The organism is Marinobacter sp. C7 (genome assembly GCF_022343555.1).
Classification (GTDB): Bacteria; Pseudomonadota; Gammaproteobacteria; order Pseudomonadales; family Oleiphilaceae; genus Marinobacter.
Genome location: NZ_JAKQZH010000001.1, coordinates 1,222,970 through 1,245,295 on the forward strand (window position 1 = coordinate 1,222,970; position 22,326 = coordinate 1,245,295).

The 22,326-nt window shown below is 61.6% G+C and carries 19 protein-coding genes; 12 read left to right on the plus strand and 7 right to left on the minus strand.

Annotation, left to right across the window (positions count from 1 at the left end; all coding sequences use genetic code 11):
* Nucleotides 1–21: 21 nt before the first annotated feature.
* Genes ccmC through ccmI form a run of 7 tightly spaced genes read left to right on the plus strand, consistent with a single transcriptional unit; the run spans nt 22 to nt 5,851 of the window.
* On the plus strand, nt 22–765 hold the full coding sequence (ccmC, locus tag MD273_RS05635; protein WP_239036777.1) for a heme ABC transporter permease CcmC: 744 nt from the start codon (nt 22–24) through the stop codon (nt 763–765).
* Nucleotides 766–768: 3 nt separating this feature from the next.
* On the plus strand, nt 769–1,002 hold the full coding sequence (ccmD, locus tag MD273_RS05640) for a heme exporter protein CcmD (RefSeq protein WP_239036778.1): 234 nt from the start codon (nt 769–771) through the stop codon (nt 1,000–1,002).
* Nucleotides 1,003–1,016: 14 nt separating this feature from the next.
* Nucleotides 1,017–1,487 (plus strand): cytochrome c maturation protein CcmE, encoded by a 471-nt coding sequence (gene ccmE, locus MD273_RS05645; RefSeq protein ID WP_239036779.1) that lies wholly within the window; start codon nt 1,017–1,019, stop codon nt 1,485–1,487.
* Between the two features lie 31 nt (nt 1,488–1,518).
* Nucleotides 1,519–3,522, plus strand: a complete 2,004-nt coding sequence (locus MD273_RS05650) for a heme lyase CcmF/NrfE family subunit (RefSeq protein WP_239036780.1) — start codon at nt 1,519–1,521, stop codon at nt 3,520–3,522.
* Nucleotides 3,519–4,055, plus strand: a complete 537-nt coding sequence (locus MD273_RS05655; protein ID WP_239036781.1) for a DsbE family thiol:disulfide interchange protein — start codon at nt 3,519–3,521, stop codon at nt 4,053–4,055. The genes MD273_RS05650 and MD273_RS05655 overlap by 4 nt, the downstream gene beginning before the upstream one ends.
* Nucleotides 4,055–4,534 (plus strand): cytochrome c-type biogenesis protein, encoded by a 480-nt coding sequence (locus MD273_RS05660; protein WP_239036782.1) that lies wholly within the window; start codon nt 4,055–4,057, stop codon nt 4,532–4,534. Before MD273_RS05655 ends, MD273_RS05660 begins: the two co-directional genes overlap by 1 nt.
* A gap of 51 nt (nt 4,535–4,585) precedes the next feature.
* Nucleotides 4,586–5,851, plus strand: coding sequence for a c-type cytochrome biogenesis protein CcmI (gene ccmI, locus MD273_RS05665; protein ID WP_239036783.1), 1,266 nt, complete (start codon nt 4,586–4,588; stop codon nt 5,849–5,851).
* A 19-nt stretch (nt 5,852–5,870) separates the two neighbouring features.
* On the opposite strand, the gene MD273_RS05670 is transcribed toward ccmI, so the two are convergent.
* From MD273_RS05670 to MD273_RS05695, 6 genes are read right to left on the minus strand one after another with little or no spacing between them, the layout of a single operon-like run.
* Nucleotides 5,871–7,610: a BatD family protein gene (locus tag MD273_RS05670; protein WP_239036784.1), complete on the minus strand. Its 1,740-nt coding sequence runs from the start codon at nt 7,608–7,610 to the stop codon at nt 5,871–5,873.
* Nucleotides 7,604–9,394, minus strand: coding sequence for a VWA domain-containing protein (locus MD273_RS05675; protein WP_239036785.1), 1,791 nt, complete (start codon nt 9,392–9,394; stop codon nt 7,604–7,606). The genes MD273_RS05670 and MD273_RS05675 overlap by 7 nt, the downstream gene beginning before the upstream one ends.
* Nucleotides 9,387–10,412 (minus strand): vWA domain-containing protein, encoded by a 1,026-nt coding sequence (locus tag MD273_RS05680; protein WP_239036786.1) that lies wholly within the window; start codon nt 10,410–10,412, stop codon nt 9,387–9,389. Before MD273_RS05680 ends, MD273_RS05675 begins: the two co-directional genes overlap by 8 nt.
* Nucleotides 10,406–10,876 (minus strand): DUF4381 domain-containing protein, encoded by a 471-nt coding sequence (locus tag MD273_RS05685; RefSeq protein WP_239036787.1) that lies wholly within the window; start codon nt 10,874–10,876, stop codon nt 10,406–10,408. The genes MD273_RS05680 and MD273_RS05685 overlap by 7 nt, the downstream gene beginning before the upstream one ends.
* Nucleotides 10,873–11,820: a DUF58 domain-containing protein gene (locus tag MD273_RS05690; protein ID WP_239036788.1), complete on the minus strand. Its 948-nt coding sequence runs from the start codon at nt 11,818–11,820 to the stop codon at nt 10,873–10,875. Before MD273_RS05690 ends, MD273_RS05685 begins: the two co-directional genes overlap by 4 nt.
* Before the next feature lie 31 nt (nt 11,821–11,851).
* The gene (locus MD273_RS05695) at nt 11,852–12,814 is read right to left on the minus strand and encodes an AAA family ATPase (protein WP_239036789.1); all 963 of its coding nucleotides are present in this window, start codon (nt 12,812–12,814) and stop codon (nt 11,852–11,854) included.
* Nucleotides 12,815–12,974: 160 nt separating this feature from the next.
* On the opposite strand from MD273_RS05695, the gene MD273_RS05700 reads away from it, so the two are divergent.
* The 4 genes from MD273_RS05700 to MD273_RS05715 all read left to right on the plus strand — a co-directional run bounded on the left by MD273_RS05700 (nt 12,975) and on the right by MD273_RS05715 (nt 20,933).
* Nucleotides 12,975–17,861, plus strand: a complete 4,887-nt coding sequence (locus MD273_RS05700; protein ID WP_239036790.1) for an NAD-glutamate dehydrogenase — start codon at nt 12,975–12,977, stop codon at nt 17,859–17,861.
* 66 nt (nt 17,862–17,927) lie between these two features.
* Nucleotides 17,928–18,608, plus strand: coding sequence for a carbonate dehydratase (can, locus tag MD273_RS05705; RefSeq protein WP_239036791.1), 681 nt, complete (start codon nt 17,928–17,930; stop codon nt 18,606–18,608).
* 7 nt (nt 18,609–18,615) lie between these two features.
* Nucleotides 18,616–19,662 (plus strand): class I SAM-dependent methyltransferase, encoded by a 1,047-nt coding sequence (locus MD273_RS05710; RefSeq protein WP_239036792.1) that lies wholly within the window; start codon nt 18,616–18,618, stop codon nt 19,660–19,662.
* A 131-nt stretch (nt 19,663–19,793) separates the two neighbouring features.
* Nucleotides 19,794–20,933, plus strand: coding sequence for a class I SAM-dependent methyltransferase (locus MD273_RS05715; protein WP_239036793.1), 1,140 nt, complete (start codon nt 19,794–19,796; stop codon nt 20,931–20,933).
* On the opposite strand, the gene MD273_RS05720 is transcribed toward MD273_RS05715, so the two are convergent.
* Nucleotides 20,915–21,526, minus strand: coding sequence for a riboflavin synthase subunit alpha (locus MD273_RS05720; protein WP_239036794.1), 612 nt, complete (start codon nt 21,524–21,526; stop codon nt 20,915–20,917). The genes MD273_RS05715 and MD273_RS05720 overlap by 19 nt on opposite strands.
* A gap of 120 nt (nt 21,527–21,646) precedes the next feature.
* On the opposite strand from MD273_RS05720, the gene MD273_RS05725 reads away from it, so the two are divergent.
* Nucleotides 21,647–22,324, plus strand: a complete 678-nt coding sequence (locus tag MD273_RS05725) for a TetR/AcrR family transcriptional regulator (RefSeq protein ID WP_239036795.1) — start codon at nt 21,647–21,649, stop codon at nt 22,322–22,324.
* The last annotated feature ends 2 nt before the right edge of the window (nt 22,325–22,326 follow it).

Below are 22,326 nucleotides of genomic sequence, written 5' to 3' on the forward strand. Positions count from 1 at the left end.
CGGGTTAACGGGTACCAATCGATGTGGCAATTTTTTCATAAGCTGGGCTCCCCAAAATGGTTCTACGGGATTGCGACCCGTCTGATGCCCTGGCTGCTGGTCGCAGGTGTGCTGCTGTTGCTGGCAGGCATCGTCTGGGGGCTGGCCTTCGCTCCGAAGGACTATCTGCAAGGCAACAGCTACCGGATTATCTTTATTCACGTACCAACGGCGTTCCTGGCCCAGTCCGTGTACATCATGATGGCGGTGGCTGCCGTTGTTACCCTGGTCTGGCGCATGAAACTGGCAGATGTGTTCGTGAAGGCAGTCGCTCCCGTGGGACTGGTGCTGACATTCCTGGCCCTGTTTACCGGCGCGGTCTGGGGCAAGCCCACTTGGGGCACCTGGTGGATCTGGGATGCCCGGCTGACGTCCATGTTGATCCTGCTGTTCCTCTATGGCGGGGTGATCGCCCTGGATCGGGCTATCAATGATGAAAAGTCTGCCGCCCGTGCCGTGGCCGTGCTGGTTCTCGTAGGCGTGGTCAATATTCCCATCATCAAATACTCGGTGGAATGGTGGAACACACTGCACCAGCCCGCCACCTTCAAACTGACAGAAAAGCCCTCCATGCCCGCGGAGATGTGGGTCCCGCTTCTGCTCGCAGTCCTCGGCCTGTACCTGATTTTCGGCTGGCTGGCCTGCCTCCGGATGCAGACGGAAATCCTCGTGCGCGAACAGCGAACCCGGTGGGTAAAAGATCTCGTGATGGCGGGGAGGTTCTGATCCATGGCTTTTGATTCTTTCTCCGCTTTTATCGCCATGGAAGGCCATGGCCCCTATGTGTGGACCTGTTACGGCGTGTTTTTCGTATTGATGGTCGGGCTGATGGCCTGGTCGCGGCGTCGGCGCAGCGCAACGATGGCGGCCTGTCGCAGGAATTATGAACGGCAGGAGCGTGGCCAGCAGCGGGCAGCCCGGCCCGCGGCCACGTTCACCCGAGTTGAAGTTTCCCAGGACTGACAAGCAGGTTTCGCATGAACCCGATCCGTAAAAAACGGCTGACCATTGTTCTCTTTCTCCTCGTTGGAATTGGTGTTGCGGTGGGGCTGACCACCTACGCCCTGCGCCAGAACATCAACCTGTTCTATGATCCGTCGCAGATTGCCGCGGGTGAGGCCCCCGTTGATGTGCGGATCCGCGCGGGCGGAATGGTGGAGGAAGGCTCCGTGGTTCGTGATCCGGAAAGTCTGAAGGTTGTCTTCCGGGTCACCGATTTCAACGCCTCGGTGCCGGTGGAATATGTCGGTATCCTGCCGGACCTGTTTGCCGAGGGGCAGGGTGTGGTCGCCATGGGCAAGATCAACGGTCGGGGCCGGTTCGTGGCGGACCAGGTGCTGGCAAAGCACGATGAGAATTACATGCCGCCGGAGGTGGCTGACGCCCTGGAGAAAGCCTCCAAGGGACAGAACAAGGCGGGCGAGACGGCCCAGCCAGAATCTTATTGATCGAAACTCCCAGCCTGAATAGGGGATTCTGATGTTTCCGGAACTCGGACAGTTTGCACTGATTCTCGCGCTGTTGCTGGCAGTGCTCCTTTCCGTTGTCCCCCTGGTCGGCTCTGTGACCGGCCGGGACAACCTCCAGGCATTCGCCCGGCCGCTGGCCTCGGGCATGTTTGTGTTTATTGCACTGGCCTTTGGTCTGCTCACGCACGCCTTCCTTACCGACGATTTTTCCGTCGCCTACGTGGCCAATAACAGCAATAGCATGCTGCCCTGGTTCTACAAGTTCAGCGCGGTCTGGGGCGGGCACGAGGGCTCGTTGCTGCTGTGGATTCTGATGCTGACGGGCTGGACCCTGGCGGTGGCAATTTTCAGCCGCCGACTGCCTTCGGTCATGATTTCCCAGGTGCTGTCGGTGCTGGGTATGGTCAGTGTCGGCTTCCTCTTGTTCATCATCGTGACCTCCAACCCCTTCGACCGGCTGCTCCCGAATGTGCCCGCCGATGGTGCCGACCTCAATCCGCTGCTTCAGGACATCGGTCTGATCATGCATCCTCCGATGCTATACATGGGATACGTCGGTTTCTCCGTGGCATTTGCTTTTGCCATCGCTGCCCTGATCAATGGCCGCCTCGATGCCGCTTGGGCGCGCTGGTCGAGGCCCTGGACCACGGTGGCGTGGGCGTTCCTGTCCATCGGCATCGCCCTGGGTAGCTGGTGGGCCTATTATGAGCTCGGTTGGGGCGGCTGGTGGTTCTGGGATCCGGTGGAGAATGCGTCACTGCTCCCATGGTTGTCCGGCACGGCACTGATGCACTCGCTGGCAGTCACCGAGAAGCGGGGTGTGTTCAAGAGCTGGACCGTACTGCTGGCCATCGTCACCTTTGCCCTGAGTCTGCTTGGTACCTTCCTGGTGCGTTCCGGCGTACTGACTTCCGTGCACGCCTTCGCTTCGGATCCGGAGCGGGGCAAGTTCCTGCTGATGCTGCTCGCCGTCACCATGATTGCCAGTCTGGCGCTGTATGCGTTCCGGGCTCCCGTGGTGCACGTCCGCGCCCGTTACGGTTCATTGTCCCGGGAGATCTTCCTGCTGCTGAATAACGTGCTGCTGGTGTCGGCGACCTTGCTGGTGGCGATCGGCACCCTGTATCCGCTGGTGCTGGATTATCTGGAGCTGGGCAAGCTCTCCATTGGCGAGCCGTTCTTCAACCTGACCTTCAGCCCGTTGGCCGTCGCCGCCGGTCTGTTGCTTGGCGCCGGTATCTTCTCCCGCTGGAAGAAGACCGATGGTGGCTGGCTCGGCCGCAAGCTGCTTTGGCCCCTGGCTGTCAGCGTGGTCGCCAGCACGGTCGTGATGATCGGCTACGGTGGTTTCAGGCCCTGGGCCTTTGCCGGGGTGTTTACGGCCATGTGGGTTACTGTCGCCACCCTGTGGGACCTGTGGGACAAGTCAGCTTCCCGCAAGGGCCGCCTGCACGGATTGAAGCGCCAGTCCCGGAGCTACTGGGGCATGGTGCTCGGTCACCTCGGGCTCGCCATGGTCATGGCGGGCGCCACGGTGGTGTCCAACTACGGCATCGAACGGGATGTCCGTATGACCCCTGGTGACGTTGCTACCGTGGGTGACTACCAGTTCGTGTTCACCGACATCGGTGAGCGTCGTGGCCAGAACTTCACCGCGCAGTATGGGGGCTTTGACGTGATGCTCGACGGCGAGAAGGTCGCCGAACTGCATCCGGAAAAGCGTCAGTACAGTGTCGGCATGAGTGTGATGACCGAGGCGGATATTGATGCCGGCCTCTTCCGGGATATCTTCGTGGCGATCGGTGAGCGTATTTCCGATGATGCCTGGGCCATTCGCCTTCAGTACAAGCCCCTGGTCCGCTGGCTGTGGCTCGGTGCCCTGGTGATGGCGATCGGCGGTTTCCTCGCCATATCCGACAAGCGTTACCGCATCCGGGATCGCGCAGATGAGCGGGTTCCCGGCAATGCAGCTCCCGCAGGGCCTGTGAAAGTTGAAGCGGAGGCTCTGTCATGAAGCGGTTCCTGTTGTTCCTGCCCTTGCTGGTGGCTGTGGTCCTGGGTGTCGTGCTGTTTGCCGGAATCGGCAAGGACCCGACCAAACTGGAATCGGCCCTGATCGGCAAGACGGTGCCCGAGTTTACCCTGGCGGACCTGCACAATCCCGGGGCTACGCTGGACCGCAGTCTGTTCCGTGGGGAGGTGTCCCTGCTCAATGTCTGGGGGACCTGGTGTCCGTCCTGCCGGGATGAACACGATGATCTGATGTGGCTGGCGGAGGAAAAGGGCGTGCCCATCTTCGGCCTGAACTACAAGGACAAGCGCGAGGATGCCCTGGTCTGGCTGGATCGCCTGGGCGACCCTTACCGGGCGACCATCTATGATCCGAAAGGCACGCTGGGCTTTGATCTCGGAGTATATGGAGCACCGGAAACCTTCGTGATTGATGCCGACGGAGTGGTTCGTTATCGGCATGTTGGTGTGATCAATCCCAAGGTCTGGGAAGAAACCCTGTTGCCGGTGATCCGGGAAGCGCGGGGTAACAGCTGATGACTCGTATTGTGCTGGCAACCCTGCTGGCCCTGTTCGCGGGCCTCAGCCAGGCGGAAGTGGCGGACGTCTACGACTTTGACAGTCGCGAGCAGGAGCTGCGTTACCAGAACCTGATCTCCGAGCTGCGTTGTCCCAAGTGTCAGAATCAGAACATTGCCGATTCCAATGCCCCGATTTCGGAGGACATGCGGAACGAGGTATATCGGATGATGCAGGCCGGGGCCAGTAATGAGGAGATCGTGGATGCACTGGTGGCCCGTTTCGGGGAATTCGTCCGGTACAAGCCGGAGCTGGACAGCCGGACCTTCCTGCTGTGGGCGACACCGGCCATTGCTGTCCTTGGCGGCTTGCTGGTAGTGGCCGGCGTGGTCATCCGCGCCCGGCGTAGCGAGCGGCAGGCCCAGGGTCTGAGCCCTGAGGAACGTGCCCGTGCAGAACGGATCCTGGCGGGTCAGAACAAGACCAGTGACCGCTGAGCAAAGGCCTGAACCGAGCGAACCCATTTCCAACGCAGTGAAGACAACTCCATGACCGATACTTTCTGGATTGCCGCGACGGTACTGATCATTGTCGCCCTGGCTTTCGTTTTCTTTCCGGTATTGTTCCAACGTTCCGGGACCCGTGCCCGTGCGGACATCCGTAACCAGAACCTGATGGCTTACCGAAGCCGGATGAAGGAACTGGATGACGAGTTCGAGGCCGGTATTCTTGATGAAGACAACTACCGGCAGCTCAAAGAGGAGCTGGCGGGTTCCATGCTCGACGATGTGCCCGAGTCGGAACAGCCCCGTGTTGCGATGCCCGGGCGCAAGAGTGCGATTGCGGTGGCACTGGTCTCGATTCTGGTCTTGCCCGGTGCCGCTTACCTGCTGTACCAGGAATGGGGCGCCATGGACCGGGTTGAACAATACATTGCCATGCAACAGATGCAGCAGACCGATTCAGGCCGCCAGGCACAGATGGCTGAGCTGGTGACGCAGTTGCGGGCCCGGCTGGAGTCGGCGCCGGATAACCCTGAGGGCTGGGCCATGCTGGGGCAGAGTTATATGCGCCTGGAACAGTATCAGGAGGCAGCTTGGGCATTTCGTCAGCTGGCAAAGGTGGCAGGCAGCGAGAATGCAGAAGCGGTGGCTCTGGGCCTGTCCGCCCAGGCCCTGTTCTTTGACAGCCAGGGTGCCATGACCGAGGCGGTTACCGAGGCGATCGACAAGGCGCGGGCCCTGAATCCGGATGAAGTCAACGCCCTGGGGCTGCTCGGTATCAATGCCTTCAGTCAGCAGAAGTATCGGGACGCCATCGAATACTGGGAGCGGATTGTGACCGTGGCGCCGGACCATCCCCAGATCGCATCGATTCAGGGTGGCATCAGCGAGGCCTATCGCCGGTTGGGCGAAACACCGCCTGAAGTGGCTGCACCTGCCGGTGCGGGAGGCCCTGGTGTTACCGTTGAAGTGTCCCTGGCGGATGCGTTCCGGGGGCAGGTGCCGGCCGATACCACCTTGTTCGTGTTTGCCCGCGAAGCCGGCAATCCTGATGGTCCGCCCCTTGCCGTGGCTCGCCTGACGGCCGGCGACCTGCCGACCACGCTGCGTCTGGACGATGGTGACTCCATGTCACCGCAGATGAAGATCTCGGGTGTCGGCGAGGTGCTGGTCACCGCACGGCTGAGCCGTTCCGGTAGCGTTGCCGCCAAAGCTGGTGACTGGCAGGGCAGTGTTGATGAGCCCGTGGCTGTATCCGGAGAAAACGGTGATCCGGTCCCGCTCGTTATTGACCAGCAACTGACCAACTGATCCGAACAGATGGCGCCGGTCAGGCGGACAGATTGCCTGGATAAAGAGGGCGTAAGCCCTCCCGGTCGCCGGATCGTGGTTTGTTGCGGCGTATCTGCTCCAGCACCCTGACCAGCGCCTGTCGGTCTGTCGTTCCCGGTTTGCCGTTCCGCTCCGCCGCAAAAAGGTCCGCCTGCAGGCGTTCAAGTTCCGTCTTCAGCGTTTCATCTCCAAGAAAGTCCACGACATCCCCGGCGCTGTGAAAGTGCTGGTCCGGATAACGGTGCTGCATCCACCGAATGAGCTGGCGGGGTGTTTCTCCCGATCCCTTCCGCGCGGCAATGACAAGCTCATCAAACAGGGCGCGCTCTTTGATCTCACCATGCTGCCGTGCGGCCGGTTTCCGGGTCTTTCGGGTACGTTTTCCGGACCACCACCAGCCGGCAAGTGTGAGTCCCCAGGCAATGGCGAGACCCAGGCTGACCCAGGGCCAGACCGAGCCGGTTGTTTCCGGGGCCTTGTCGGTCAGGGGGCCGGAGGCACCGGCGTTGGTGGAGGTGGCGTTCTCCGGAGGTTCGGTGGAGGGTGGCTCCGAGGCTGCACCGGTGTTTCGAACCGACAGGGTCCGGGCGGGAATGACCGCGACCTGCTGGCGGTCGGTGTCGGTATCCCACCAGGTGACCCGGATTTCCGGCAGGGTCATTTCGCCGGCCTGCACGGGTACCAGCGCGACGGTCTGTTCCAGGGAGGAGGTCAAGCCGTCGGGTGTCACCCGGGTGGATCTTTCCGGCTGGTCGGGATAGGCGCGGATTCCCTCGGGCGTGTTACCGGGCAGGGGCGGCAGCGCTTCCGAGGGCAAATCAAGAGCCTTGAGCGTGATTCGCCGGGTGAGATTTTCGCCCATATCCACCTCCAGCGAGGGAGGGAGGCCGCTCTCTTCCAGGGAAAGGTCACTGGCGGGGAGCCAGGTGTCCCCCGTGTACCCGGCAGGAACCTCTTTCACCGGTACTGCAAAAAACTCCTCGCTGTCCCGCAGGAACCGCAACTTGCCTTCCTGGGTTCTTGCCTGCCCCTCGAACCGAATGGGCGGTAGGTCAAGCTCTCCGGTCTTCTGCGGGAACACCGCATAACGCCGTTCCACGACCCGGTAGCGCACGCCGTCCCGGTAGCGGGTATATTCCTGCTGTTTACCCAGGCTCTCGATAATGGCATCCGGATGTTGCGGTTCGGACAGCTCCCCGCGGATGAGGTTTCCGGTGAAGAACAGGCGAACGGTCAGGGTCAGCTGTTCCTGAACATAGACCTCCGCCTTGTCGGCCGACAGCTCGACAAAACTGTCCCTTACTTGCGGGCCCTGATCCGGTGCGGTGCCTGACAGAACTTCGATCGTTACGGGCTCGGACGTGGTATCCCGGAAGGTGAGTTCGGGAATGGTCAGTTTGCCGGTTCGGGTGGGAGCCAGCTGGTAGGTCCAGGTGATCTCTCCGATCATCTGGCTGTTAACCGTACGGATACTGTATTGCTGGTTACGGGCGAGTATCTCGAAGTCCGGTTCGACCTTTTCGATGTCCGGCGCGGGTAGCTGGGAGAGATCGAACTCGAAGAGGTTGCTCAGGTTGATGTCCAGCTCCATCGTACCCTTTACCGTAACCGTCAGGACTTCGCCCTCATACAGCTGCTTGCGGTCCGGCTCCACGGACAGCTCTCCGGCGGCGGCCGGGAAGGTCGCGGCCAGCAGAAGCCATAATCCGGTCAGCGGTGCCAATATCCGTTTTACCATGGTGTGTCGCCCTCGTCGGGTGGTGTCTGCCGTTCCTGGTACTGCTGCAGGAATTTCCGGCGTAACAGGCCGCCGGGGTTGTCGGGGATGCGCCGCAGCCATTGCTCCTGGCCCTGGGTCAGGGGTGTTTCCGATATCGCTGCGGGAGCTTGCGCCTGCTGCCCGTCCTGCTGTCCCCCGGATTCGCCCGGCTGCCCGGAGGGCGCTTCCTGGCGAGACCCGGCGGGATCGGATTCCTGTTCGCCCTGTCCGTTCTCCCGACGGCTGTCTGACTGGCCGGATGGATCATCTCCGGCAGGTGAAGGCTGTTGTCCGTTTTGGGAATCGCCGCCCTGCTGGGAGGACTGGTCCTGGCTGTTGCCCTCGGATTCGGGACTCTGCTGCTGTTGGCTGTCATCCTGGCCCTGCTGATTCTGCTGCTGTTGCAGGTCGAGTAATTGCCTCACCAGGTCCCGGTTGTGGCGGGCATCCTCCATCTCGGGCGCCTGTGCCAGTGCCTCCTCGTAGGCTTCCAGCGCCTGTTTGAGTTTCCCCGCCCGCGCCAGCGCATTGCCCCGGTTGTAGTCTGCGTCGGGCCCACTGAGGCTTTCGTAGAGTTCTGCAGCCTGTTGGTACTGGCCGGAGCGGTAAAGGGCCGGGGCTCGCCAGGCGGGGCTGTCCAACTCGAGGGCGGCCTGTTCCGGATCCTCCTGGATGAGTTCAGGCGCCCGCTGATCCTCCCGTTGCCAGACGTTGCCCCAGCTGATCGCCATGGCAGGTTCCGGAATCAGGGGCAGGGTGAGTAGCACCAACAAGGTGAACGCTCCCCGGCGCCAGGCCAGCAGGACAAGCGGAATCGCCAGCCAGAGCAGCCAGTAACCGTCATCCTGCCAGCGCTTGACCGTAAACTCCTGCTCGGCGGATTGCCAGTCGTCGCTGGCGGACGGCTCCAGCTTCAGGGCCTCGATATCGGTATTGTCCAGGGTCAGGGCGTGAAACGAGCCGCCAGTGTTCCGGGCCACCGTGGCCAGGGCAGTGGGATCGGAACGGGTGATCACAATATCTCCGTTTTCCCGCATGAAACCCCGCTTGGCCAGCGGGATGGGGCCGCCGCCTTCGGTGCCAACCATCAGGGTACTCAGGGTGTACGGGGTGTTGCCCAGTGCTTCGGTAATGGCGGGTTGGTAACGCTTTCGGATGTCGTCGGTAATCAGCAGGATGCGGCCCTTGCCGGGGGCGCCCTGCTGCAGAAGATCCCGTGCCCGGCTTACTGCCAGGTCGGCACGGTTGCCCTGGGCCGGCATGATGGTCGGGTCCAGCACGTTGAGCATGGCCTCGATGGTGCGGATATCATCGGTCAGCGGCGTAACCACGTGGGCATCGGCCGCGTAGACCACCAAAGCATTCAGGCTGCCTTGCCGGGCCTCGAGGATATCCCGGATCTTGCGTTTGGCACGGGTCAGTCGGTCCGGTTCCACATCCGCGGCCAGCATCGACAGTGACAGGTCCAGCGCCATGACCAGGCTGTCGCTCGGTTGTTTCAGGGGAGTGGGCGCTTCCCGCCAGGCAGGGCCGGCGAGGGCGAGACTCAGCAGGACCACGGCCAGGCTTATCGGTCCCGCCGGAGAGCCGCCCCTGCCGCTCTGCTGCCCCGGCGACCGGATCAGCGGTGACAGCAGGGGGGCGGGAATCAGCCGCGCCCAGCCGCTTTCCCCATGGCCCGCGTTGCGAACCGCCATAATGATCAGTGGTAGCGTCAGGAGCAGCAGTAACCAGAGCGGGCGAAGGAAGTGGAAATCAGCCATGGGACTGCCCTCCCTGCGGTTCAGCCCGTGATTGGCGTCGTCTTGCGGCAGTTTGTACCGCAACGAGCATCAGCCAGATACCTGCAGCGATGCCGGCCGGCCAGACAAACAGTTCGGTTACCGGGCGGTAGTGCTTGCCCTCGAGTTCGATGGATTCCAGCTGGTTGATGCTTTCATAGATCATTTCCAGCTCCGGCAGGCTGCGTGCCCGGAAATACTGGCCACCGGTTGCCTGGGCCATCCGGGTGAGCAGACCCTCGTCCAGGTCCCGGGACGGGTTGACCCGGCGCGAGCCGAGCAGGCCGCGCTGAACCATGGTGTCTGCCCCGATTCCGATGGTGTAGAGGCGAACCCCGGCGGCCGCAGCAATTTCGGTGGCCTTGTCCGGGCTGATTTCTCCCGCCGTGTTGGCACCGTCGGTCAGCAACACGGCGACCCGCTGCTCCTGGGGGCGCTCCCGGAGGCGTTTGACCGCCAGGCCGATGGCATCCCCGATAGCCGTCGCCCGGCCGGCCATGCCCAGTCCCGACTCAACCATCAGCGCGCGTACGGTTTCCAGATCGAAGGTCAGTGGCGCCTGGACGTAGGGCTCGGTTCCGAACAGGATCAATCCGAGGCGGTCGCCCTTGCGCCGGGAGATGAAATCGTTCAGCACGTGTTTGACCGCCTGGAGCCGGTTGATGCTGCGGCCCTGGATGACCATGTCCCGTTCGTCCATGGACGGGGAAATATCCACCACCAGCATGAGATCCCGGCCGGTGACCGGCAGTTGCACCTGTTCGCCGACGTATTGCGGTCGCGCCAGCGCGAGGACCAGCAACAGCCATAGCAGGCCGAGCAGGACTTTGCGCCACCAGGGGGTGGCGTTGCCCTGGTGACTGACGCCGGGCAAGCCCGATAGCCAATGGCCGGTGGGCAGCACCGGTGCATCGACCTGACTGCGGGCAGGGCGGCGCCATTGCATCAACAGCGGCATCAGGACGAATACGAGAACCCAGGGATAGGCGAGACTCAGCATTTCTGTCCCCCCAGCCAGTGTCGGGCAAACTGAAGGGCGGCATCGGGGTTGGCCCGCACATCGGGCTGCCAGGCTGCCCGGACCATGTTTTCAAGCAGTTGCCGCCGGTCATATTGGTCACCCGGGGCGGTATCGACCAGAAAGTCCACCCACGCGTTCCCACTCAGCGCCTCGGGATGGCTGTCCGGATGACATTCTCTCGCAGCCTGTTTGAGCAGGGTGTTCAGCCGCGCAAACCAGGCCGGCGTTGCTTCGGCATTTTGTGCCAGATCTTCCAGGGCACGGTTTGCCAGCCTGCGCCAGCGGTTTCGGCGCCGTTTGCGCTGCATTGCCACCACCAGCAGGACCAGGGCAATCAGGGCAAGTGTGGCGAGTACCCACCAGCCCGGCGCCGGAGGCCAGAAACCACCGGTGTCGGGCAGATGGATATCGCGCAGCTGGCTCAGGGGATCCTGCGGGTTCATCCGATCTGCCCCCTGGGACCCAGCAGGGATTTCAGGATCGCCCCGGGATCATCGCCGGTCGAGACCGTGGCAGAGACCACCCCGGCGGTTCGGAAACAGTCGGCGAGGCGCGACTCATGGGCTTCAATGCGCTCACGCCACGCCTTCTGGAAACGCGGATTGCCGGCGTCGAACCAGATCGGGCCGTCAGGGCCGGCGACGGCAAACCGCCCGCTCTGTGGTAAGTGCTGCTCCAGCGGGTCGACGATCCGGAGTGCGTTGACGACGTTGTGACGGGCGAGGGCGCCGAGCAGGGACGACGTGTCATCGGAGATCTGCAGAAAGTCGCTCAGGATAAAAATGCGGCTGCCGGTGTGGACCACCCGTCGTGCTTCGGTCAGGGCCTGATCCAGCCAGGGGCCGGTCTCCATGCCTGTCGCCGGGAGCCGGCCGTGCCGATCGGGTTTGTGTTGTTGATCGGCGAGGGTGTCCAGTAAACGCAATACCGATTTCTTGCGCCGGGCCGGACGCAGGACCTCCAGTTGCTGGCCGTTGAAGACGATGCCGCCGACCTGATCGCCGGCCCAGAGCGCGAGCCAGGACAGGATCGCGGCGATCTCGGCACAACGGACCTGCTTGTATGCCCCGGTACTGGCAAAAAACAGACTGGGGCCCAGATCGCACAGCAGCAGCACCGGACGCTCCCGCTCCTCTTCGTACAGTTTGGTGTGCGGGGACTGGCGCCGGGCGGTCACGCGCCAGTCGATGCTGCGGATGTCATCGCCTGGCTGGTACTGGCGCACCTCGGCAAAGGCCATGCCGCGCCCTCGCTGGGGCGAGCGCTGCAGTCCTGCCTGCCGGGAGCGCACGGGGCGGGCCGAAGGCAGCTTGAGGGCCCGGGCATCGGCCTGCAGCCGGATCAGGTCGGGCAGGCTGATGTGGGTTGTGGCTTGGCTGTTTACCATGGTGTCAGGACTTGCAGGGAATAATGAAACCTCAAGCGGCCACCGGAACCCGGTCGATCAGTCGTTCGATCACGGTGTCAGGAGTCATGCCCTCGGCTTCCGCCTCGAACGTCAGCAGGATCCTGTGCCGGAGCACATCAAAGGCCATGGCCCGGACATCGTCCGGTGTGACATAGTCGCGACCCTCAAGCCAGGCATTGGCACGGGCGCAGCGGTCCAGGGCAATGGTGCCCCTCGGGCTTGCGCCAAAAGCGGTCCACCGGGCCAGTTCGGGATCCAGGCTGGCGGCATCCCGTGTTGCCAGCACCAGCGCCAGCAGGTACTGCTCTACGGGCTCTGCCATGTAGATGTCTGCCGCCTCGGCGCGGGCTTGAAACACCTGCTCTGCGCTGATCCGGGTTTCCACCCGGGGCAGCCCCTCGCGGTAATCGTTCCTGGCAAGGTGAAGGATCTCTTTTTCGGCTTCGGCGGAAGGGTAATCGATGACCACATGCATCAGGAAACGGTCCAGCTGGGCTTCCGGCAGTGGGTAGGTGCCTTCCTGTTCTATGGGATTCTGAGTGGCCATCACCAGGAACAGCTTGTCCAGCGGAAAGGTTTTCAGGCCGACGCTCACCTGCCGCTCACCCATGGCTTCGAGCAAGGCGGATTGAACCTTGGCGGGGGCGCGGTTGATTTCATCGGCCAGGACCAGGTTGTGGAAAATGGGCCCCTTCTGGAATTCGAACTGCCCGGTTTCGGCCCGGTAGATCTCACTGCCGGTTACATCCGACGGTAGCAGGTCCGGGGTGAACTGGATCCGGTGGAAGTCCCCCTCCAGGTGCTCGGCCAGGGCCTTGATGGCAGTGGTCTTGGCCAACCCGGGCGCGCCTTCCACCAGCAGGTGGCCATCGGCCAGCAAGGCAATGAGCAGCCGGTCCACCAGCTTTTCCTGGCCAATAATCCTTTTGGCTAACTGAGACCGTAACTCCCCGAACGTATGCTGTAGTGACATTGGATGTAACTGCTCCCTTATCCATGTCCCGTCAAGGAACCGTATTGTTCGTAAGTAGTTGCCGCAGTTTTCGCATCTGGACGGCAAAAATCAAGGGTTTGACTATGCTTATGTGACAGTACGTCGATTACGTTTATTTCACACTGACCAGAGGTAAATCATGAACGCGCTGACTGTGGCCAGCAAGGAACAGTTTTTTGAGCAGCTCGCTGAGGCGTTTTCCCAGAAGATCGCGAAAACCGAAGCGAAAAAGATCAGCGAATTTGCAAAACAGCACTACGCGCACATTCCCCTCGAAGAGTTGGTGAGTCGACGCTTTTCCGATACCTACGGTGCCATTCTTGCCGCCTGGCAGTTCCTGCAGAAACGCAGTGCCGATGAGACACCGGTGGCGGTCTTTAACCCGGATCTGGAAAGTGATGGCTGGCAGTCCACCCATACCGTCATTTTCATTCTGCATCCGAACATTCCGTTCCTGATCGATTCCCTGCGCATAGCCATCAACCAGCGGGAAATCGGTACCCACTCCATTCAGCATTCGATTCTGCGGGTGGACAGGGGCACGGACGGCAAGCTCAAGAAGCTGCATTCGACCAAGAAGGGTGGCTCCGGCACCGAGTACGAAGCGTTTATCGTTCTGGAAATCGACCGTCACAGCGATCCGGCTGACCTGAAGGATCTGGAAGAGACGTTGCAGACGGTGCTGCATGAAGTGCGGATTGCGGTGTCGGATTTCTCGGTGGTGACCGACAAGGTCAACCGGCTTATCGGTGAGCTTGATGACACCACCGCCGGAATCAGCGATGAGGAAAAAAACGAGGCCCGGGAGTTCCTCACCTGGCTGGTGGGGGATCATTTCACGTTCCTCGGATACGATGAATACGACTATGTGAAGGACAAGAGCGGCATCGTCGTCCGTCGGGTCGCCAACTCCGAGCTGGGGATCCTCCGGGTCAACAACGAACGGCCGGACAGGGTGCGCCTTAACGAGTTGCCCCAGCGTACCCGGCACGAGATGACCCGAACCGACGACATCTTCATTTTTGCCAAGTCGGCCCAGCGCTCCCGGGTACACCGCCCGGCGTACCCGGACTACATCGCGGTCAAGAAATTCAATGACAAGGGCGAGGTGGTCGGCGAGCGGCGTTTCCTGGGTCTGTACACGGCCAGAGTCTACAACGAGCGGCCCGACGAGATCCCGCTGCTGCGCCGCAAGTTCCAGAGTGTGATGAAGCGCTCCGGTTTCCTGCGGGACGATTACGCCGGCAAGGAGCTGGAGCAGATCCTGACGCTCTATCCCCGGGACGAACTGTTCCAGATCGAGGCAGATGAGCTGCTCCGGGTGGCCAAGAATATCCTCTATATCCAGGAGCGTCGCCGCATCGAGCTGTTCATGCGCGAGGATGTCTACGGTCAGTTCGTCACCTGCCTGGCGTTCTTCCCAAGGGATATCTACAACACCGAGCTTCGCCTGAAGGTGGAGCGGGTGTTGTTCGAGACCCTGGAAGCCGAGGACATCGAGTTTGTAACCCACTTCTCGGAGTCGGTCCTGGCGCGGGTGCAGTTCACCATCCGGGTGCCGCAGGTGGAAAACCGCCAGCTGCCAATAGCCGAGATCCGCGAAAAGGTGATCGACCTTGCCCAGTCTTGGCGGGACGGTCTTTACGAAGCACTCAGCGAGGCGTACGGGGAGGAGCGCGGCAACGAGTTCTACCGGCTCTGGTCCGGCGGGTTCCCGGCCAGCTACACCGATATGTTCTCACCGCGCCGGGCCGCCATCGATCTGGAACATATCGTCGCCGCCGCGGATCGCGACGACCTGGCCATGAGTTTTTACCGGGCGCTGGAGGAGGACGAGACCACTCTGCACTTCAAGCTGTTCTACCCGGACGAACCCCTGCCGTTGTCGGACGTAATGCCGATTTTCGATAACCTTGGGTTCCGGGTCATCGGGGAACATCCGTTTGAAGTCCAGGACCGCCATGGCAAATCGGTCTGGATTCACGATTTCACCCTGCAGGCGTACACCGGGAATGTGGTGGATATCCACCGCATCCGGCCGATCTTCGAGGAACTGTTCCGCCGCGTCTGGCACGGCGAGGCGGAGAACGATGCGTTCAACCGGCTGTTGCTGTCGTCCTACATGAGCTGGCGGGAGATCGCACTGCTGCGAACCTACGCCCGTTACATGCGCCAGATCCGGTTCTCGAACAGTCAGACCTTCATCTCCAACACGCTGGTCAATCATGTCCAGTTGGCCCGGACCCTGCTGGATCTGTTCGATACCCGCTTCAATCCGGAGCGCCAGCAGAGCAAGGGCAAGAGCGAGGCGGCCCAGCAAAAGCTGGAGATCGAGTTCAACGCTGGCCTGGACGAAGTCGAAAATCTGAGCGAGGACCGCGTCCTGCGCCTGTACATGGAACTGATGCAGGCCACCCTGCGCACCAACTACTATCAGCTCGATGGTGACGCCGAGCCCAAGTCCTACATCAGTTTGAAGTTTGACCCGTCCCGTATTCCGGACATGCCGCTGCCGCTGCCGATGTTCGAGATCTTCGTGTACTCGCCGAGAGTGGAGGGTGTGCATCTGCGCGGTGGCAAGGTTGCCAGGGGCGGTCTGCGCTGGTCCGACCGGTTCGAGGACTACCGCACCGAGATCCTGGGACTGGTCAAGGCGCAACAGGTCAAGAACGCGGTAATCGTGCCGGTTGGTGCGAAGGGTGGGTTCGTGGCCAAGCGCCTGCCGGATCCCTCCGACCGGGAGGCTTTCCAGGCCGAGGGTATCGAGGCCTACAAGACCTTTATCCGCGGCCTGCTGGACATCACCGATAACCTGGTGGACTCGGGTATCCAGCCGCCGGACCGGGTGGTCCGGCACGACGACGATGATCACTACCTGGTGGTTGCCGCAGACAAGGGTACCGCCACCTTCTCCGATATCGCCAATGGTCTGGCGGCGGAATACGGTTTCTGGATGGGCGATGCCTTCGCTTCCGGCGGCAGCAACGGTTACGACCACAAGAAGATGGGCATCACCGCCCGGGGCGCCTGGGTTTCGGTGGAGCGCCACTTCCGTGAGATGGGCATCAACCCCGCGCTGGATGAGTTCACCGCCATCGGCATCGGCGACATGGGTGGCGACGTGTTCGGCAACGGCATGCTGTGCTCGGAGAAAGCGCGGCTGGTTGCCGCCTTTAACCATATCCATATCTTCGTCGACCCCGATCCGGATCCGGAAGCCAGTTATCGAGAGCGCAAACGTTTGTTCGAAATGCCGAGGTCAGCCTGGACCGATTACGATACCAAGCTGATCTCCAAGGGCGGCGGCGTTTTCAGCCGGAACGCCAAGTCCATTCCGGTCAGCCCGGAAATGAAAAAACTGTTGGGCATCAAGGCCGACCGGGTGCCGCCCAACATGCTGATTTCCCATATCCTCAAGGCCCAGGTGGATCTGCTCTGGGTGGGCGGTATCGGTACCTACGTCAAGGGCAGCGCCGAATCCAACGCGGACGTTGGTGACAAGGCCAACGACGGCCTGAGGATCAACGGCTCCGAGCTGCGCTGCAAGGTGGTCGGTGAGGGTGGAAACCTGGGCCTGACCCAGTTGGGACGGATCGAGTACGCCCTCAAGGGCGGCCGGTTGAATACGGACTTCATCGACAACTCTGGCGGCGTGGATTGCTCGGACCACGAGGTCAACATGAAGATCCTGCTCAACCGGGCCGTGGCCGTTGGCGATCTTACCGAAAAGCAACGGAATGTGATGCTTGAGGAAATGACCGACGATGTCGCCGAGCTGGTACTGAAAAACAACTATCGTCAGACCCAGGCCATCAGTATCGCCAGCGAGGACGCCGCCACCCGCCTCGAGGAATACCGCCGGCTGATGAACACCTTCGAGAGCGAAGGCAAGCTCAACCGGGCTCTGGAGTTCCTGCCGGATGACGAGACCCTGTCCGAGCGTAAACTCGACAAGAAGGGGCTGACCCGCCCGGAATTGTCGGTGCTTATTTCCTATGTGAAAGGGGATCTCAAGCAGATCCTGATCGACAGCACGTTGCCCGACGAACCTTTATTGGCCGGCGAGATGTACAAGGTCTTCCCGCGGGCGTTGACGCAGCAGTTCCGTTCCGAGCTGGGCGAGCACCAGCTTCGGCGGGAAATCATCGCCACGCAGATTGCCAACGACATGGTCAATCACATGGGCATCACCTTTGTGGAGCGCCTGAACCAGTCTACCGGTGCGGATGCGGCATCGATCGCCCTGGCATGGATCATCGCCCGGGATGTGTTCCGAATCGACAACTGGTGGGACAGGATCGAGGCGCTGGACTTCCACATTCCGGCCCGCCTGCAAATGGAGCTGATGCAGGACCTGATGCGCCTGATGCGCCGGTCGGTGCGGTGGCTGCTGCGCAACCGCCGGGCGGAGCTTAGCATCCAGAGTCACATGGAGCGCTTTGCCGACAGCGTCTGGGCCATTACCGCCGGCCTGCCGGACTATCTTGGCGAGCAGGCGCGCCAGTCCTGGGAGAAACGCCACTCGGAGCTGGTCGATGCTGGTTTGCCCAAGGAGCTGGCATCTGTGGTTTCCGGGACCGGTTATCTGTACTCTTCGCTGGGCATTATTGAGGCCAAGGAAGCGACGGGCATGCCCCTGAAGACTGTGGCCAACCTCTATTTCGAGCTTGGTGACCGGCTCGATCTCACCTGGTTTGCCACGGCGATTGCCCGGCTTCAGCCCGTGTCCCACTGGGAAGCCTTGGCCCGTGAAAGCTTCCGGGAAGATCTGGACTGGCAGCAGCGGGCCCTGACGACCGGGGTGCTGAAACTGGCGGAGAACCCTGCACATGTCCCCGAATGTGTGGAAAACTGGCTGGCGCAGCATTCGCACCTGATCACACGGTGGAAATCCATGCTGTCCGAGCTCAAGAATGCCCGGGAGCCCGAGTACGCCATGTTCTCCGTTGCGTTGCGGGAATTGCTGGACCTTGCCCAGAGTACGATCCACCAGCCCCAGGGTGAAGTGGGTGTTGAGACCAACTGAGTATTGCGTTTTGACAGTGATTCGCTTTCAATTCCGGCACTTTTGGAACACACGGGAGTTGTTTGAATGGGGCAGCTAGACCATCTGCTGGACAAGAACCGGGCCTGGGCAAACGGCATCAAGGCTGTCGATCCCAAGTTCTTCGACCGCCTGTCGAATCAGCAGGCGCCGGAATACCTGTGGATCGGCTGTGCCGACAGCCGGGTGCCGGCAAACCAGATCGTGGATCTGCTGCCCGGTGAGCTCTTCGTTCACCGGAATGTGGCCAACGTGGTGGTGCACACCGACTTCAACTGCCTGTCGGTCCTGCAGTTTGCCATCGAGGTGCTCAAGGTGAAGCACGTTCTCGTGGTCGGCCATTACGGCTGCGGTGGTGTGCGTGCGGCCTTGTTGAATGAGGGCTTTGGCCTGATCAGTAACTGGCTGCGCCATGTCCAGGACGTGCGCGACCGTCATCAGGCCATCCTGGATGCCATCCCGAGCGAGCAGGACCGGGTTGATCGTCTGTGTGAGCTGAATGTGGTGGAACAGGTCGGCCACGTCTGCCAGAACAACATCGTCCAGGAAGCCTGGCGACGAGGCCAGCCTCTGACCGTTCACGGCTTTGTCTACGACGTGGCTGATGGTCTGCTCCGGGACATGGGCCTGTCCATTTCCAATGACGAGGAGCGGGAGCGAGTCCGGCAGAATGCGGTCGAGGAGCTGGTGCAGCGCCCGGTCCGCGCCGGTCGCGAAAAGCTGGCCTGATCGCTTCATGTCTGCTCTTCCCAATTCCCACGAGGCACTGCTTCGTAATCGAGACCTGCTGGACGGCGCCGTTGGCCTGATCGGGGTAACCGATCCCGGTCTTCTTCCCATGCTGGGAGAAGGTGGTCTTGCTATGAGCGAGCATGCCGGCGTTTACGCCGCTTTGAGTCGAATGCCTGGCTGGCAGGCTTGCTTCGGATATGACGATCCGGGGCTTCACGCCAAAAGCTGTGACACTCTGGTGGTTTTCCTGCCCAAGGCGCGGGCTGAACTGGACCTGCGCCTGGCGCTGGCGTTGTGGCTCGCCAGGGCCGGAGCGAGGCTGGTACTGGTTGGCGAGAAAAAGGAAGGCATCGCCGGCGCCGTCAAGCAGCTCAGGGCCAGATTGCCGGATGCGGGCAAGGTGGACAGCGCACGCCATTGCCAGGTGTGGAGTGCAGACGTTGCAGAGCCGGCCACGGAATTCCGCCTGGCGGACTGGCTGGACTGGACGTCCGTGGTCCATGCCGGTGTGAGTATCGATGTGGCCGGCTTGCCGGGAATTTTCAGTCTCGGTGAACTGGATGAGGGGACGGCCCTGTTGCTGGACAGTTTGGCGCGGGTCCCCGTCAACGCTGAGCGGGTGCTGGATTTTGCCTGCGGTGCCGGGGTGATCGGCAGCTGGCTTCAGCGCTGGCAGCAACAATCCGGTCAGGTGCCTGCCCGGGTCGATGGCGTGGATGTGCAGTCCCAGGCGGTGATCTGTGCCAGGGCAACCTACGAGCGCAACGGCTGTGCGGGAGGCATCCAGGCATCCGATGGTCTGTCGGGTGTACAGGGAAAATGGCCCGCCATCATCACCAATCCGCCCTTTCATACCGGTGTCCGAACCGACACCTCCATGACCGAGCGCTTTCTCAGAGAGGTGGCAGCCCATCTGGAACCGGGCGGAGAGTTGCGGCTGGTTGCCAACACCTTCCTGCCCTATGAAGAGCTGATTCGCCGCCATGTCGGCAGTGTCGAGCGGCTGGAGCAAACCCGCCGGTTTACCGTCTATCGGGCATTACGCCGCTGAAGGCAAAAAAAAGCCCCTGGGGTGAGGGGCAAAGGTGAATTGCATGTACTCCCCGAACTTTAGGGTTAATTTCTAGAATAAACAGCCTAGAATGTGCGCCCTGATGAAACGCCTCCCCCGGAAAGCCTGAAATGACAAGCTCAATGCTTCAAACACCCGACGGCCCGCTCTCGCTGGTTCGCCCAGGCGGCGGAGACAAGTCACTGAGGGCCTGGGATGCGGCCGACGAGCTGTTGCTGGAGACGGCCGACACGGTGCTGCAGGAAGAACCACAGGGTAGAGTGCTGGTGGTGGATGATCAGTTCGGCGCCCTGTCCCTGGGGCTCGCCAGATACGGCCCGGAGCTCGTGGCAGACAATGCCGGTCTGAACGGCGCCCTGTCCCTGAATGCCCGGGGGAATTCCCGGATTACCAGTATCCCCCGGCCTGCCAGTTGGCAGCGCCCGCCGGAAGGGCCGTTTGACCTGGTGGTTCTGCGGATTCCCCGCCAGGCGGATTATCTGGCGTGGCTACTGCGCTGGGTGAACGGGGTGCTGTCCGAAAAAGGCAGGATTCTGGCTGGTGGCATGATCAAACACCTCCCGGATCGCAGCGTCGATGTCTTTGCGGAGGCAGTGGTGACCGAGCAGGTCCTGCCCGCCCGCAAGAAGGCGCGGGTCGTGATCTGTCGCCGGGGCGAGGCTGGTATTGAGGACTGGTCCGGGCTATGGCGAGGCTACACGCTGGACAACGGTATCCGGGTGGAGGCCCTGCCAGCCGTGTTCGCGCGGGAGAAGCTGGATATCGGCACCCGTCTGCTGCTGCCGTACATCGCCGAGGCGGTGGCGTCGCTCGAGACCGGCGCCCGGGTACTGGACCTCGCCTGCGGCAATGGTGTGCTCGGACTTCAGGCTCTGTCTGCGCAACCGGAGGTGACCCTGACCTTCACAGATGTCTCCAGCCAGGCAGTGCTGAGCGCCGAACACAATGTCAGTCGCGCATTCCCGGGGGCGAAAGCGGCCTTCCGTCATGCAGATGGTATTCCTGAGGCCGCCGCGCAGTTTGACCTGATCCTGCTCAATCCGCCGTTTCATGAGGGCGGCGTCGTAGGGGATCATATCGCCCTGAGACTTTTCCGAGAGACTGCTCGCCACCTTGCCCCCGGCGGTCGCCTGCTGATGGTGGGCAACCGCCATCTGGGCTATCACCGCTCTCTTCGCCGGGATTTCTCAACGGTGCATCAGCTCGCTGCCGACCCGAAATTCGTGGTGTTTCAGGCCGGGCGGTCGTAACCCAGACGTGCCAGGGTGTCGACAATGGTCTGGGTCTGGCTGTCGATCTCGATATTGACCCGGTCCCCGGTCTCCGCCGTGCCGAACGTGGTGGCCCTGAGGGTTTCCGGAATAAGGTGCACGTTGAACCGGTTATCCCGGACCTCGCCGATGGTCAGGCTGGCGCCATTGATGGCAATGTAGCCCTTGGGAAAGATGTAACGGATCCATTCGTCCGGCACCTCAAACCAGATCGTGACGTTGTTCTCCGGGCGCTCGATTTCCACGATCCGGGCAGTGGTATGTACATGCCCGGAGAGGAGATGGCCACCGATCTCGTCGCCGATGCGGGCGGCCCGTTCGAAGTTCACCGTGTCGCCGGATTCCAGGTCCCCCAGGGTGGTCAGTCGGAGGGTTTCCTGCATTGCGTCGAAGTACAGGGTGCTGCCCTCCTGGCGGGTTACCGTCAGGCAGGTGCCATTGATGGCCACGGAGGCACCTATTGTCACACCGTCGACTTTCTCCTCGGGAAACCGAACAGCCAGTGTGCTCAGGCCCGGAAGGGACGTGATCTCATCAATGGTGGCGATGCCCTGGACAATACCTGTGAACATAAACTACCTCGTGGCTTGGATTGTGCCGTCCGGCGGGAGGTCGAAGGATAGCAAACTTGACATAAATTCGCTTCAAACGTATGTTTAAAACAGACGTACGCTAGAGGCACCGATAACAAGATGGCGCAATCTGATACCGTAGACCGGATTCTCGATGCAGCCGAGGAGCTGTTTGCCGAGCGCGGGTTCTCCGAAACGTCCCTTCGGATGATCACCAGCAAGGCTAAAGTAAACCTCGCGGCTGTCAATTACCACTTTGGTTCAAAGAACGCGCTTATCCATGCGGTCTTTGCCCGCTTTCTCACGCCGTTTTCCGCCACCCTGGAAAAAGCCTTCGACGAGCTGGAGGAGAGCTGCGGTGACCAGCCGCCGACGCTGAATCAGACTCTCTGGGCCCTGACCGAGAGTGCCATACGGATGCCTCAGCGCAACGAGAAGGGTATTTCCATTTTCATGCGGCTGCTCGGGCTGGCCTATACCCAGTCCCAGGGCCACCTCAGAAAGTTCCTTGAGCAGGAATACGGTGATCCGTTCAGCCGTTTCATGCGCTTGCTCAAGGCAGCAACTCCCCAACTGTCAGCCGTGGACCGATACTGGCGTATCCAGTTCATGCTTGGCGCCACGGCCTTCACCATGTCCAGCTCCGATGCCCTGCGTGACATCCTGCAGAACAAGACCGGTGTCGAGACTTCGGTTCAGGAGATCGCCATGCGCCTGGTGCCGTTCCTTGCCGCCGGCATGCAGGCCGAAGACACGATGCTGGTTCCACCCAGGGGCAGCAAGATCTCGGTTGCCTGAGT